A 14,099-nucleotide genomic window follows, 5' to 3' on the forward strand; every position below is an offset into this window, starting at 1 on the left:
TCATCCCGTTCGTCCTTCGATCGCGTCGGGCCTGCCGACGCCCGGGCCCGCACCGGACCCGGCGGGGAGGTCCGTGCCGCGGGACGGACTGCCGGCGACCCTGCCGAAGCCGGGGTCGAACCTGCTGCGCAGCCAGCCCGTGCCGGCGCCGAGCGCGATCTGCAGGTTGACCAGCAGGTGCAGTCCGACGAACAGCGGCAGGAAACCGAGCCCCCGCCGGCGCCGTACGAAGCGCAGCAGGGACGGATCGGCGCAGGCGAACGCCAGGATCCCGAGGACGGGAAGCACACCGAGGGGCGCCGCGAGGACGACGGCCGGCACGGTGGCGACGGTGAACGTGGCCGCCGCCACCCCCGCCATGCTGTTCGCCCGCAGCGCTCCGGGGCGGCGGCGGTGGGCGGCGGCGAAGGGGAGCAGGTACTGCGCCCGCCGGAACTGCTCGCGCAGCATGGGACCGAGCCGGTGCTCCTCGTCGTGGGCGGCGACCACCTGGTCGGTGAGCAGGATGCCGTAACGGGCGGAGAGCCGTTCGCTGTACTCCACGTCCTCGCTGTCGCGCAGCGCGGGATGGAAGGGGCCGACCTCTTCGAAGACCCGGCGGGGTACGGCCGCCGCGGCGAAGAACGCGGTGGGGGTCGGACCCACTCCCTTGAGGCGCCAGTGATGGGCGTGCAGGGTGCGGTACCACTCGACCGGCCCGTGGTCCACGAGGGGTACGGCGTCGATGATGCCGTGCACACAGCCGAGTCCGGGGTCCGCCCGGAGCAGCCGTACGGCGTTCTCCAGCGAGTCGGGGGACAGGGCCTGGTCGGAGTCGAGGAAGAACAGGATGTCGCCCCGTGCGGCGGCGGCCCCGGCGTTGCGCGCGGTGGAGACACCGCGGTTGGTGTCGGCGCGCAGGACCCGGCAGCCGAAGCGCTCCGCGACGGCGACGGAGTCGTCGGTGCTCGCGTCGTCCGACACGATGATCTCGAACGGCTGGAGGGTCTGCCGGCGCAGGGAGGCCAGGCACAGTTCCAGCGTCTGCGCGTAGTTGTAGTTGGGGATGACCACGGACACCCGGGGAGACGCGCCGCCGGGATCGCCGGCGCCGTCACCGGGAACGGCCGCCGCCGTGGGGTCGGTGCCGGTCACAGGGACACCTCCAGGATCTGCGCTCGGTGATCGGACAAGCTGTTCATGTCGTCGAGGCGGTAGTCGTCCACGGTGACCGCGCCGGTGGAGAACGCCCAGTCGAGCCGCCACAGGCCGAGGACCGGGACGAGTTCGTTCCAGGTACGGGGGTAGAGACCGCCGCCGCTGTCCGCCGCGTCGCGCAGGGTGGCGCGCAGCTCGTCCATCTCGCCCATCACGGGGCTGCTGTTGAAGTCCCCCGCGACCACGGCGGCGGCACCACGTCGGCGCTGCTCGCGCAGTTCCGCCTCGAGCCCTTCGAACTGTGCCGTCCGGGTCCGCTGCCGCTCCCGCAACATGCCGAAGAACGAAGGGGAGACGAGGTGCGGTCCGGGATCGATCTGCACGGGGATGTGGACGTTGTACAGGGACAGGGGCCGGCCGTTCACCCGGATGTCGACGCGGAGCGTCTTCACCGCGCGGTACACCTCCAGCCACGGCGCGTCGGGCCGGTCGGCGACCGCGCTGCCCGGGCCCACCAGTTCGTGTCCGGTCACGGGGAAGCGGGACAGCGTGATCAGCTCACCCCGGGAGACGACGTGATAACCGGGGAACTCACGGCTGATGCGCGCCAGGTCGTCGACCGGCCTCAGGTTCTCCTGCCGGTGGTCGATCCCATGCACGTACTCCTGCAGCAGGTAGACGTCCGCCCGCTGGGCCCGCAGCGTCGCCCAGAACCGGTCGGTGTCGACGTCCTGGCCCCACCAGGTGGTGTTCCAGGAGACGACGCGCAGGTCACCGGTGGCGGACGAGCCCTGGTGGGTCAGCGCGGACAGCCGTATCCCGTTGCGGGGCCAGCCCACTGCGGCCGAGACGAGCGCCAGGCAGCACACCAGGAGCAGGGCCGTACCGCGCGGGCGGCGCCCCGGCGCCGTACGCCCGCGGAGCCCCGGACCCGCAACGGAACCGGAGACCGGTGTGCCGGCGCCCGCCGGGGCCACGCCGTCCGCCGGGACCACACCGCTCGCCGGGACCACGCCGCCCGACGTGTCGGAACCCTCCTCGGCTCCGCTCGCGACCGCGACGTCGGCTCCCCGCTCGCGCCGCCTGTTCCGCCGCAGCGCCAGGACACCGGCTGCCGCGATCAGCAGCACCGGCACCAGCAGGAAGGTCACGGGCGGCACCAGATCGGGTGCCAGCATCACCCACCACCGGCCGCTGATCAGACGCTGCAGCACCGTGTAACAGGCCCACAGCACGGCCAGAGTCACCAGGAAGCGGACCGCACGGCCTTGCCCGGTACGGCCCTGCCCGGGACGGCTCGTACGGGCCCGTTCCGCGCTGTCCGGACCGGGCTCCTCGAGGACGGTGCCCCCGGGAGCCGGCCCGTGGAAGACGGTCACAGGGCGGCCGCGGCGGACGGGACCGCCTGGTCGCGGTCGTACAGCCTGCGAAACGACGGGGAGAGCAGCCAGTGCACCGCGCCGAAGGCCACTCCCGCCACGACGGTGAGGTTGAAGGCCAGTTGCACGCCGAAGAAGGCGGGCATGAACAGCGGTCCGCGCCGCGCGGCGACGAAACGGTACATGCCGAAGTCGAGACCGATGACGGCGCCGAACAGCAGGGCCGGCAGCGCCCACCCGGCCGCCCCCAGCACGACCGGAGCCGCCAGCGACACCACCGCCAGCGCGGAGGCGAGGCTCGCCCAGGAGCGGGAAGCCGTCTCGAAGCCCTTGGCGAACCGCTTGCGCCGGGCGTAGAGCGGGACGCGCAGCCGCCCCCGGGTGAAGATCTTCCGCACCAGCGGCCACATCTCGTGATCGTCGTCGTGCGCGCCCCGGACGGCCGGGGTGAGCAGCAGGTCGTAGCGCTGGCTGAGCCGCTGCCCGTAATCTATCTCCTCGGTCTGCCGCAGCTTCGGGTTGAACGGGCCGATCTCCTCGAAGACCTCCACGCGCATGGCGCACATGGCGGAGATCAGGAAGCTCACCGTGCCCTCGGAACTGGTCCTCCAGTAGTACGCCTGGAGGCAGCGGCACTCCTCGACGAGACTGTCCCGGATCAGCGGCTCGGGCTCGTACATGCCGCACACCGCGCCGACCCCCGGGTTGTCCCGCAGCAGGTCGACGGCGGCGCGGACGGCGCCGGGGCTCAGCGCCACGTCCGAGTCGAGGAAGAAGAGGATGCTGCCGCGGGCCCGGGCGGCTCCGGTGTTGCGGGCGACGGCGACTCCGCTGTTGGTGCCGGTGCTCACCACGGTCACACCGTGGGACTGCGCGATCTCCGCGGAGCCGTCCGTGCTGCAGTCGTCGACGACGATGATCTCCAGGTTCGGGTAGTCCTGGTCCTTGGCGGACCGGATGCACAGGCCCAGGGAGCGCCCGTAGTTGTAGTTGGGGATGATCAGGGAGACCAGTGGTTCTTCCATGGGGTCCTTACTTTCTTGACTCTTCGGTTCGTGCCGCCGACCGCCGGTCCGCCGTGTCCCGGTGCCGCACGGCCCGTGCCGCCGCCGCGCACCCGGCCCGCTTTCTTCTCGCCGGTCGCGAAGGGACCTCGCGAGCGCCTGGGCGCGGCCGGGGGCGGCGGGACACACAAGGGACAGCGGACACGAGGGGGAGAAAGGAGCGGTGGAGGCTGTGGCGCCGGCGGCCGTGGAGGTCGGGGGTGGCGCGCCCGCGGGGCGTCGTGCGGGCCTCAGGAGAGCAACATGAAGGCACCGGCCCACACGAGGCCGCAGCCGACCATCAGCCGGTCCCGGAACAGCGTGCGCACCGGGTCGGCGCCGCCGCCGCCCACGAGCAGCAACTGCAGGTAGCGGCAGACGGCGAACACCGAGGTGCCCAGCGTCAGGAAGACGAGAGCCGTGGCTTCGGGGCTCTCGTCGGGAGCGGCCGTCAGGTAGATCCCGAGGGCCACCGCGGACAAGGTGGCGCTGACCAGGGTGAGGTAGTCGATGAACTGCACCGAGTACCCGGCGAGGGCGGGCCGGTGCTCCCCGCCGACGTCGAGGAGTTCCCTGCGACGCTTGCCGAGTGCGAGCAGCAGACAGCCGGTCAACACCGTCAGCAGCAACCAGGACGACGGTCGGGCGCCCAGCGCCAGGTAGCCCTGGACGGCGCGCAGGACGAAGCCCACGGCGACCACGAAGGCGTCGACGAGTGACACGTGCTTCAGCCGGTAGCTGTAGGCGAGGTTGAGCGCCAGGTACACCAGCACCGGCCAGGCCCGTTCCACGGAGGCCAGGGCGACGCCCGCCGCGAGGGCGGCGCAGACCACGGCCAGGTAGGTCCAGGCCGCACCCGGGGACAACTCGCCGGAGGCCAGCGGACGGTGGCTCTTGGCGGGGTTCAGGCGGTCGCGCTCCCGGTCGAGGATGTCGTTGAGCACGTAGACGGCTATCGAGGCCAGGGTGAACAGGGCCGTCGCCGCCAGCACCGCGAGCGCCGCCTGCGCCGTGCCCCGGTGCAGGAGGACCGCCGGCAGGGCGATGACGACCGGGTTCTTCGCCCACTGGTAGGGCCGTGACAGGCGCAGCAGCGCACGGGGGACGCGCAGCACGCGGTGCAGGGGGCCCGCGGGCGGTAGCGCCACCGGGGGAGCGCTGTGCGCGGCAGGCGCCGGGAGGACGACGGTGGGGGTGGGCGCCGTGGCGGCGGGGGCGCCGGGGACGGTGGGGGTGGGGGCGCCGGGGGCGGTGGGAGCGGACGAGGCGGGAGCGGGGGTTGAAGGGAGGGGGGACACCGTGGAGTTGACGCCGGGCATGACTCTCCTCAGGACCGATGTGAGGGGCGGGGGTGCGCGAATGCTCTCGAGCCGGTCTCACAACGGTTCAGAAGACCGCCTTCGCCAGCTTGAGCGCTCCCTGACCCCAGGCGTCGCGGCTGGTCCTGCCGCCCGCTCCGGCACCACCGCGGCGTGGCTGCGACCGCCACCAGGCGAAACTGCGCAGGATGGCCTCGCGGTTGGAGTGACGCGGCGTGAAGCCCAGCCGCTCCTGCAGGCGGGTGATGTCCATGTAGGAGTCCATGCGCAGCTTGTGGATGAGTCGCATGTAGACGGGGGAGAGACGGGCCCGGGCGAGCAGCTCCAGGGTCGCCACGGCGGGTCTCATCGGCAGTCCGACGACACGCTTGCCGTGCCCGGCGGCGTCGAGCACCGTCTGGAAGTCCTCCCGCAGGGTGCCGAACGCCGCGGAGCCCACGTTGAATTCCGTGTTGACGTCCTCCGCGGGGGCCTCGGCGGCCAGCAGGACGACGTCGATGAGGTCCTCGACGTCCAGCATCTGGCTGCGTACGCGGCCGTCGCCGAGCACGGGGAAGTGGTGTCCCTCATCGGCCCATTCGAAGAGCATCGCGAAGATGCCCAGACGTCCCGGCCCCAGGAACGTCTTCGGGCGGAGCACGGGGACGACCATGCCGTCGGCGCGGGCCTTCTCCACCAGCTCCTCGGCCCGGGCCTTCGCCGTGCCGTAGGGATCGATCGGCCGGCGGGGGTGGGTCTCCGGCGTCGGCACCTGGGTGGGCAGTCCGTACACGGACCCCGTCGACAGATGGACGACGCGCGGCACGTCCTCGCTCGCCGCCGCGGCGAGCACCGTGCGCGTTCCCCCGACGACGATGGAGTCGATCTGGGCCTGGGGATAGCTGGGGAGGGCCGAGGCGCTGTGCACCACCAGGTCGGCGCCCTTGACGGCCTGCCGCAGCAGAGCGGCGTCGCGGATGTCGCCCGTGACCAGCCGGGCGGCAGGTGAGTCGGCGCGGTGCGCCAGATCGATCCCTACGACCTCGCAGCCGCTCTCGGCCAGCCGCCGCACCAGCGCGGTGCCGAGCATGCCGCTGCTGCCCGTGACCACTACGCGGTCAAGCACGTCGGCATCTCCGTCTGTGCGGCGTTGAGGAGGAGGTGGTTCGCGCCGTGGCTCACGGAGAGAGCCGGCTCCGGCAGCGTCGGCGTGACGACGGCGGGAGCCCTCCGGCATACGACTCCGGCATATGCCGGAGCTGGAAGCATGGGTGTGGGGGCGAGCTGATTCACGCTGATTCCGTTCGTTGCGTCGTGCGAAGAGATCGGTGAACGCTGGAGCGGGACGCCCGTCGGCGCTGGCGGGCCGTCGCACCGGAACGATGACACGGAGTCAGGTGCCAGGTGAAGGAACATCACGATCTGACGAGGCGTCAGCGAAAGCATGCAGCCGATGTCGGGCCACCGTCGGCCGTGTCGGGCGGATGACGCGCGGGCGGCGCGGGCATGTCGACTTCGCATTGGGCGTGGGAGCGCTTCCACGGCTTTGTCCGTTTTGCTGGACAACGATGTCGGCAACGTTGCCGATGCGGGCACGAAAGCCGCATGTCAAGACCCCGCATCGGGCACGCGAGAAGTGACCAGAAAGGTTCCATGTGATCACCGGGGGTGATGGCGCTCTTGTGCGCAGGCGTCGCCGAACCCCTAAGGTCCCCTCGTATGAACGCCTTGCAGCACAGAAAGCTGGGACACAGCGACATCGAGGTCGGAGCACTGGGATTCGGGTGCTGGGCGATCGGCGGTGAGTGGCAGGACCCCGACGGCAATCCGCTCGGGTGGGGCAGGGTCGACGACGACGAGTCCGTCGCCGCGGTGCACCGGGCGCTGGACCTCGGCATCACCTTCTTCGACACGGCCGACACCTACGGCGCCGGTCACAGTGAACGTGTCCTCGGACGAGCCCTGCGGGGACGACGCGACGAGGTCGTCATCGCGACCAAGTGGGGCAACACCTTCGACGAGCACACCCGGACCCTCACGGGCACCGACGACTCGCCCCACTACGTCCGCCGGGCGCTCACGGCCTCCCTGGAACGTCTCGGCACCGACCACGTGGACCTGTACCAGCTCCACCTGTCCGACGCGCCCCTCGACCGGGCCCTCGAACTGCGGGACGCCTGCGAGGAGCTGGTGGGGGAGGGGTTGATACGCGGCTACGCGTGGAGCACGGACGACCCGCGCAGAGCCGCGCTGTTCGCCGACGGCCCGCACTGCTTCGCCGTCCAGCACGCGGCCAACGTGCTGCAGGACGCGCCGGAGATGTTCGCGCTCTGCGCCGACCGGGACCTCACGAGCATCAACCGCAGTCCTCTCGCGATGGGACTGCTGGCCAAGAGGACGCAGGCGGACGGCGGACCCGTCGACGCCGGCGACATCCGCGCGGTGCCCCCGGCCTGGCTCACCTGGTACGGCGAGGGCGGAGTGCCCGCTCCCGCCTGGGCGGAGCGGGTGGCGGCCGTCCGGGAGGTGCTGACCAGCGGTGGACGCACGCTGGCCCAGGGCGCACTGGCCTGGCTGTGGGCCCGTAGCCCGCACAGTCTGCCGATCCCCGGGTTCCGCTCGGTGGCCCAGGCGGAGGAGAACGCGGCAGCCGTGGCGCACGGGCCGCTGAGCGAGGAGCAGATGAAGGAGATCGAGGAGCTGCTGAACGGCTGACGACCGTGTGCCCGGACGTGTCGTGGCGCGCCGGGGAACCCCGTTGCGCCGGATGAACGCAAGCGCTCCCCGAGGGGGAGGTTCGTGATTCCTTCCGGCCGGGGGGGGGCTTCGGGGCGATGGCGTCGGTGTGGGCGACGCCCCGGCCGCGTACGGGACGGATGAGCACGGGGGCCGGTGCCGGTCCCCGTCACGCGTCGGGCCCACGGACGCGGCCGGCCGAGCACGCGTGAAGGCGGGGCCGTCCGAGCGGTTCGCGGTCGTCGACCGGCGAACTCCGGGCGGCCCGCCCGGTTGTGTACGCCTGCCACCCCGGGCATCTCTGGTCACACGTTCGGGTGAGGTCACCGGCGGCGGGCACGCTTCGGACCGGTGGCCCGTTTGATCCAGCGACGAGGACATCTCGGTCGCGTTCATCACGCTCATCGTGTTCAACGCATTCATCCTTCATCGCGGCAAACGGGGGCACACATGAGTCTGGCTTTCCGTCGCAACCCGGACGGCACGACCACCGGTCGGAACGAGGGGTCGGGCCTCACCGTGACCCACGCCGACGCGGAAGAGGTCAAGCGGCGGCTGTACGAGGACGCCGGGTGGGAGTACACGCCGCCTCCGCCCCCGGTCCCGTCCGGCTTCCACCGGTTCTCCCTGGTGCACGAGGAGTTCGAGGCCACCGGTTTCACGGACGAGCGGTACGAGGGCCTGCGGGCGCGTCCGCCGGAGGGGTGCGTACCGGTCGACCGGGGCTGCTTCGCCCTGGAGTGCGAGCGCCCGGGGCGGACGCTCCTGGACGCGGTCGCGGGGACCGTGGCTGAGATCCGCCGCGCGCACGGGCTGGTGATGAACGGCCTGGGCGTCGAGAAACCGCAGGAGTGGCTCGGTGACGACCGGGACGGGCACCCCGGCACGGTCGTCGCGGATCTGGTGCTGATGGCCGTTCACCGCGCCCGCCTGCTCGGATACGGACGCAGAGACCTGGTCCGACTCGTCGACGCGACGGGAGTCGAGTAGCCGGGGAGGGGAAGGCGGGAGACGGTCGGACGGGTCGGGGACGTGTCCTGGTGCTCTAGTGGATCAAGGCGCTCGGCTTAATGCATATGATGTGCAAGTGCGTGACTACTGCGTGAGGCCCGCGGGCCCCGACGACCTCGACGGTGCCCGAGCCGTCATGCTCGACACCGTCTACCGCGACTTCGGCACCGGCTACGTGCCCCGCTGGCACGGGGACATCGTCGATCCGGCCGCCGCCTACCTGGTGCCCGCCCGGCACACGCTGCTGGTCGCCGTGGACGGCGAGGGGCGCGTCGTCGGCACCGGCGCGCTCGATTCCCGCGGGCCCCTGCACCCGCCGAACCCGCGCCACGTCGCCGAGCGCTACCCCTCGGGCGCGACCGCCCAACTGCGCCGCGTCTACGTCCGCCCCGGACACCGGCGCCGCGGTCTCGCCCGGCGGCTGGTCGCCGAACTGCTCGCCTTCGCCGCCGCCGACGGCGGATACCGGGCCGTCTACCTGCACACGGACCCGTCCGTCGAAGGCGCCGAAGCCTTCTGGCGGTCGCTCGGCAACGTCGTGCACGACGAGCGCCAGGAGCCCGGCGGCGGCCAGGGCATCGTGCACTTCGACATCCCCCTGCACGCGCACGTCCGCATCCCCCACCTCACAGGCCGGTAACCCATGCGCTTCCCCCGCCGTCCACGGCTTCTCGCCGCCCTCCTGCTCCCCCCGCTGCTGTCCCCCCTGCTCGCCGGCTGCTTCGCCTCCGGTGGCGACGGCGGCGGTACGGCCGACGCGAAGAACGGCTCCCGGCTGCGCGTCGCCCTCGCCTTCCCGCCCGCCGAGAACCTTTCCCCGTACGGCGCCGACGCCACGATCCTCAGCCGGCTCGGCGTCACCGAAGGGCTCACCGCGCTCGACGCCAACGGCGCCGCCGCCCCCGCGCTCGCCGCGTCCTGGCGGCGCGAGAACGACCGCACCTGGCTGTTCATCCTGCGCGAGGCCGCCTTCCAGGACGGCACCGACGTCACCCCGGCCGCCGTCGCCGCCTCCCTCACCCACGCCGTCAAGGCCAGGCCCGCCCCGGCCGCCCTCTCCGGCGTGACCCTCACCGCCCAGGCTGCTACCGAGGCCGGGGGCGCGGGCGCCGTCCGCGTCACCACGAAAGCGCCCGACCCCGTCCTCCCGCTGCGTCTGTCCAGCCCGAGTCTGGCGATCCTCTCCCCGAAGGCGTACGACGCGAAGGGCGCGGCCGACCCGGCCGGCACCGCCACCGGACCCTTCGAACTCACCGACGCCGAGGGCGCCACCAGTGCCCGGCTCGACCGCTTCGACGACTACTGGGGCGGCCGCGCCCAGGCCTCCGGCATCGACGCCCGCTTCATCGCCGACGGCACCGCCCGCGCCAACGCCCTGCGCACCGGCCAGATCGACGTCGCCGAGGCGATCCCCGTCGCCCAGGCCGCCACCCTCGACCCGGACACCCGCCGCGAGACCGCCACCACCCGCACCACGAGCCTCCTCCTCAACGCCCGGTCCGGCGCTTTCAGGGACGCGTCGCTGCGCGCCGCCGCCCGCGCGGCCGTCGACACCTCCGTCCTCGCGAAGAACGTCTACGAAGGCCACGCCGACGCCGGCACCGGCATCTACGGACCCGCCGTCACCTGGGCCGCGGGCAAGCGCACACCCCCCGCCGGGGTCACCCGTCCCGGCAAGCCCGCCGGCACCGCCATCACCCTCGCCACCTACAACAATCGGCCCGAACTCCCTGAAGTGGCACAGGTGCTGGAGCAGCAACTGGAGAAGGCCGGGTTCACGGTGAAGCTGACGGTGGGCGAGTACTCGCGGCTGGAGAGCGACGCCCTCGCCGGGAAGTTCGACGCCTTCGTGCTCGCCCGCAACACCCTCGTCGACACCGGCGACCCCGTCGCCGTCCTCGCCGGCGACCACACCTGCGCCGGCGGGTACAACCTCGCCCGGCTCTGCGACAAGGCCGTCGACGCGGCGGTGGCGAAGGCCGAGCGTGCCGCCGACACCGCCGAACGGCAGGACGCCGTCATGGCCGCCGAAGCCGCGATCCTGCGCACCGACGCCGTCGTCCCCCTGGTCCACCAGCGCGTCATCACCGGCGTCGGCCCCCGGGTGAGCGGCGTATTCCTCGACCCCTACGAGCGCACCCTCGTCGGCACCGGGACGCGGCGCTGATCCATGAGCAGCGGGGGGAGCGGAGGAAGCAGGAGGAGCGGGGTGGGCGCGCTGCTGTGGCGCGCCGGACTGGCCGTGCTGCTGGTGTGCGGGATCGGGCTGCTGCCCTGGCTCTCGCGCACCGACCCGGCGCTCACGGTGCTCAGGACCCGGTCCGCCGACCGTGACCCCACCCCCGAGGTGCTCGCCGACATCCGAGCCCAACTCGGTCTCGACCAGGGCCCTTTGCGCCTGCTCGGCCGGTGGCTCGCCGGGCTGCCGCGCGGGGACGCCGGACACTCGTGGATCTCCGGCTCCGCGGTCGCGCCCGAGGTGCTCGGGGCGCTCGGCGTCTCACTGCTGCTGATGGCGGTGGCCCTGCTCGTCGCCCTCGTCACGGCCGCCGCCGTGTGCGCCCGCACCCTCCGCCTCGGCGCCCGCCACCGCCTCGCCGGACGGCCGGCCGGCGGCTCGGGTGCGGCGGTGCTCGCCGCGCTGCCCGAGTTCCTCACCGCGTCCGTGCTCGCCACCGTCGTCGGCGTGCAGTGGGGCTGGCTGCCCGCCCTCGGCTGGTACGGCCCCCAGTGGACGGTACTGCCCGCGCTCGCCCTCGGCCTGCCCGCGGGCGCGGTCCTCGGCCGCCTCCTCGACGACCAACTCCCCGGCGCCTTCGCCGAACCCTGGGCTCTTGCCGCCGCCGCCCGCGGACTGCCCGGCCGCGCCGTCGCCCGCCAGGCGCTGCGCCGCTGTGTGCCCGGACTGCTGCCGAACCTCGGGCTGTTCGTCGTCGGCCTCACCGGCGGCTCGGTCGCCGTGGAACAGATCTTCGACATACCCGGCCTCGGCCGCACCACCCTCCGGGCGGCCATCGCCCAGGACCTCCCCGTCCTCCAGGCCGGCACCCTCCTGCTCGTCGCCCTCGCCGCCGTCACCACGGCCGCCGCACGCCTCCTCGCCGGGCGGCTCATCGGCCCCGCCCTGAGCGACGGCGCCCTCCAGAGCCTGCACCGGCCGCCACCGCCACCACAGCCGACCGTCCGCAGGATCCTGCCCCTTGCATACGGTCTCCTGCTGACCGGCGTCATCATGCTCGGACTGCCCCGCGACCCCCTCGCCCTCGACACCGCCGCCCGCCTCCGAGCACCCTCCCTCACCCACCCGTTCGGCACCGACGCCCTCGGCCGGGACGTCCTCGCGCGGGTCGCCCACGGTGCCCTCGACACCCTGCTGCTCGCCCTCGCCGTCAGCGCGCTCGCCTGGCTCGCCGGCGTTCTGCTCGGCTGCCTGCCCGCGCTGTCCGGACCGCTCGTCGACACCGTCAACGCCGTCCCGCCCGTCCTCGCCGCGCTCCTCGTCACCGCCGTCCAGGGAGGCGGCGCCGGCACGCCCGTCCTCGCCGTCGCCGTCGTGGCCTGGGCGCCCCTGGCCGCGCACACCTCCGCGCTGCTGCGGCAGGAACGCGCCACCCTCCACCTGACCGCCACCCGCGCGCTGGGCGCCGGCCGCACGTACCTGCTGAGAAGTGAACTCCTGCCGGCCGTCCTCCCGTCCATCACCCGCCACGCCCTCCTGCGGCTGCCCGGTATCGCCCTCGCGCTGGCCTCCCTCGGCTTCCTCGGTCTCGGCGCCCAGCCGCCGTCCCCCGAGTGGGGGCTGCTCCTCGCCGAGAACCAGCCCTACGCCGAACGCGCCCCCTGGGCCGTCCTCGCTCCCGCCGCCGTCCTCGCCCTGCTGGGCGCGCTCGCGGTGACGGCGGCGGGAGGTGGGATCAGGGGGACCCGGCGCCGCAGGGCCGCGACGGCTCGGGCCCGCACCGACGTCGCCGACGTCGCCGACGTCGCGGCCGTCACGTCGGACCGGCCGGTGAGCGTGACGTGATCTCGCCGGCGATCGTCCGCGGAGCGCCGGAAGACACCCGCCTCTCACCCCTCCTGCGGCTGCTCATCCTCACGCAACTCGCCTTCAACACAGGCTTCTTCGCCGTGCTGCCCTTCCTCGCCGAACACCTCGGCGGGACGGTCGGGATGGCCGGCTGGACGGTGGGGTTCGTGCTCGGGCTGCGGACCTTCAGCCAGCAGGGGCTGTTCGTGGTGGGCGGTGCGCTCGCCGACCGGTACGGCGTCCGGCCCGTGGTGCTCGCCGGCTGCGCACTGCGCGTCGCCGGGTTCGGGTGGCTCGGGTACGCCGAGCGGACCTGGTCGGTCGTCGGGGCGGTGCTCCTCATCGGCTTCGCCGCCGCGCTGTTCTCGCCCGCCGTCGAGTCCGAGGTGGCCCGGCAGGCCGTGGTGTGGGAGGAGTCGGGCCGGGGCTCGCGGACGCGCGTCCTGGCGCTGTTCACCGTCGCCGGACAGGCCGGTGCGTTCGTCGGGCCCCTGCTCGGGGCGCTGCTGCTGTCGGTCGACTTCCGCGCGGTGTGCCTGGCCGGAGCCGGCGTCTTCGTCCTGGTCCTCGCGGGCCACGCCCGGCTGCTGCCCCAGCACATCCCAGGACGTGTGCGTGTCCACGTGCGGGGCGGAGCAGGGCCGTTGCTGCGCAACCGGCGTTTCCTCGCGCTGTGCGGCGCGTACGGTGCCTACCTCCTCGCCTACAACCAGCTCTACCTCGCGCTGCCCGCCGAGGTGGGACGCGCCACCGGTTCCCAGACGCCGCTGGCCTGGCTGTTCGCGCTGTCGTCCCTGCTGGTGGTGACCGCGCAGCTGCCGGTCACCCGGTGGGTGGGGGAGCGGCTCACGCTGCGCCGGTCGATGGCGGCCGGACTGGCGCTGATCTCCGCCGGGTTCGGCGTCGTCGCCTTCACGGTGACCCACGGGGCGACCGGGACGGCGGGGCTGCTGCCCGCCGCCGGGTTCGTCGTCCTCCTCACCCTCGGCCAGATGCTCGTGGCGCCCGCCGCGCGGGCCTGGGTCCCCGACCTCGCGCAGGAGGGGCGGCTCGGCCTGTACACCGGCGCGCTGTCGTCCGTCTCCGGGATGATCGTGCTGGCCGGCAGCGCGGGCACGGGAGTCCTGCTCGACGGGGGCCTGCCGGCGGCCGTGCCGTGGGCCGTGCTGGCGGCCGTACCGGCGGGGGCGGTGCTGTTGCTGCCGCGGCGGGGGTAGAGGGCGCGGTGATTGCCTGCCTGTTCCAAGGGCTCCGTCCCCGTATCTCCTGTCCATCCGGTGGCCCCGACGGCCGCCCGCCCCTTCCCGGTGGTCACCTCGTCCTGGTCCTCGGTTCCGACCGGTAGCGACCAGCGTCACTGTCGGCACCGCCGGGTAATCTCTGTTCCATCGTCATCGCGGCCCGACGGGCTTCCGCTCCACTCCGGTGGAGTCTCGAAGGACATGCCCCCACCCGCACGAGTCACTTC

Annotated in this window: 11 protein-coding genes; 6 read left to right on the forward strand and 5 right to left on the reverse strand. The window is 73.2% G+C overall.

The features are described from left to right. From ACGFQC_RS33410 to ACGFQC_RS33430, 5 genes are all read right to left on the reverse strand, one after another. Positions 1 to 1,134, reverse strand: a complete 1,134-nt coding sequence (locus tag ACGFQC_RS33410) for a glycosyltransferase (RefSeq protein ID WP_363088808.1) — start codon at positions 1,132 to 1,134, stop codon at positions 1 to 3. Then, positions 1,131 to 2,384: an endonuclease/exonuclease/phosphatase family protein gene (locus ACGFQC_RS33415; RefSeq protein ID WP_363088809.1), complete on the reverse strand. Its 1,254-nt coding sequence runs from the start codon at positions 2,382 to 2,384 to the stop codon at positions 1,131 to 1,133. The genes ACGFQC_RS33410 and ACGFQC_RS33415 overlap by 4 nt, the downstream gene beginning before the upstream one ends. Before the next feature lie 128 nt (positions 2,385 to 2,512). Then, positions 2,513 to 3,541, reverse strand: coding sequence for a glycosyltransferase family 2 protein (locus ACGFQC_RS33420; protein WP_363088810.1), 1,029 nt, complete (start codon positions 3,539 to 3,541; stop codon positions 2,513 to 2,515). Positions 3,542 to 3,810: 269 nt separating this feature from the next. Beyond that, the gene (locus tag ACGFQC_RS33425; RefSeq protein ID WP_363088811.1) at positions 3,811 to 4,878 is read right to left on the reverse strand and encodes a UbiA prenyltransferase family protein; all 1,068 of its coding nucleotides are present in this window, start codon (positions 4,876 to 4,878) and stop codon (positions 3,811 to 3,813) included. 67 nt (positions 4,879 to 4,945) lie between these two features. Then, entirely contained in the window at positions 4,946 to 5,983 is a 1,038-nt protein-coding gene (locus ACGFQC_RS33430) for an NAD-dependent epimerase/dehydratase family protein (RefSeq protein WP_363088812.1), read from the reverse strand. 593 nt (positions 5,984 to 6,576) lie between these two features. Here ACGFQC_RS33430 and ACGFQC_RS33435 point away from each other — a divergent pair. From ACGFQC_RS33435 to ACGFQC_RS33460, 6 genes are all read left to right on the forward strand, one after another. Then, on the forward strand, positions 6,577 to 7,572 hold the full coding sequence (locus ACGFQC_RS33435; RefSeq protein ID WP_363088813.1) for an aldo/keto reductase: 996 nt from the start codon (positions 6,577 to 6,579) through the stop codon (positions 7,570 to 7,572). A 471-nt stretch (positions 7,573 to 8,043) separates the two neighbouring features. Further along, the gene (locus ACGFQC_RS33440; RefSeq protein WP_363088814.1) at positions 8,044 to 8,583 is read left to right on the forward strand and encodes a hypothetical protein; all 540 of its coding nucleotides are present in this window, start codon (positions 8,044 to 8,046) and stop codon (positions 8,581 to 8,583) included. Positions 8,584 to 8,680: 97 nt separating this feature from the next. After that, positions 8,681 to 9,244, forward strand: a complete 564-nt coding sequence (locus ACGFQC_RS33445) for a GNAT family N-acetyltransferase (protein ID WP_363088815.1) — start codon at positions 8,681 to 8,683, stop codon at positions 9,242 to 9,244. Between the two features lie 3 nt (positions 9,245 to 9,247). Then, on the forward strand, positions 9,248 to 10,771 hold the full coding sequence (locus tag ACGFQC_RS33450) for an ABC transporter substrate-binding protein (RefSeq protein WP_363088816.1): 1,524 nt from the start codon (positions 9,248 to 9,250) through the stop codon (positions 10,769 to 10,771). A gap of 3 nt (positions 10,772 to 10,774) precedes the next feature. After that, on the forward strand, positions 10,775 to 12,628 hold the full coding sequence (locus tag ACGFQC_RS33455; protein WP_363088817.1) for an ABC transporter permease subunit: 1,854 nt from the start codon (positions 10,775 to 10,777) through the stop codon (positions 12,626 to 12,628). Further along, positions 12,625 to 13,848: an MFS transporter gene (locus tag ACGFQC_RS33460; protein WP_363088818.1), complete on the forward strand. Its 1,224-nt coding sequence runs from the start codon at positions 12,625 to 12,627 to the stop codon at positions 13,846 to 13,848. The genes ACGFQC_RS33455 and ACGFQC_RS33460 overlap by 4 nt, the downstream gene beginning before the upstream one ends. The last annotated feature ends 251 nt before the right edge of the window (positions 13,849 to 14,099 follow it).

It is taken from the genome of Streptomyces sp. NPDC048734, assembly GCF_043198675.1.
Classification (GTDB): Bacteria; Actinomycetota; Actinomycetes; order Streptomycetales; family Streptomycetaceae; genus Streptomyces.

What these genes read in the sequence shown, in the direction of transcription:
- ACGFQC_RS33420 (WP_363088810.1), bottom strand. Translation starts at nt 3,541, where the DNA reads ATGGAAGAACCACTGGTCTCCCTGATCATCCCCAACTACAACTACGGG.
- ACGFQC_RS33425 (WP_363088811.1), bottom strand. Translation starts at nt 4,878, where the DNA reads ATGCCCGGCGTCAACTCCACGGTGTCCCCCCTCCCTTCAACCCCCGCT.
- ACGFQC_RS33435 (WP_363088813.1), top strand. Translation starts at nt 6,577, where the DNA reads ATGAACGCCTTGCAGCACAGAAAGCTGGGACACAGCGACATCGAGGTC.
- ACGFQC_RS33440 (WP_363088814.1), top strand. Translation starts at nt 8,044, where the DNA reads ATGAGTCTGGCTTTCCGTCGCAACCCGGACGGCACGACCACCGGTCGG.
- ACGFQC_RS33450 (WP_363088816.1), top strand. Translation starts at nt 9,248, where the DNA reads ATGCGCTTCCCCCGCCGTCCACGGCTTCTCGCCGCCCTCCTGCTCCCC.
- ACGFQC_RS33455 (WP_363088817.1), top strand. Translation starts at nt 10,775, where the DNA reads ATGAGCAGCGGGGGGAGCGGAGGAAGCAGGAGGAGCGGGGTGGGCGCG.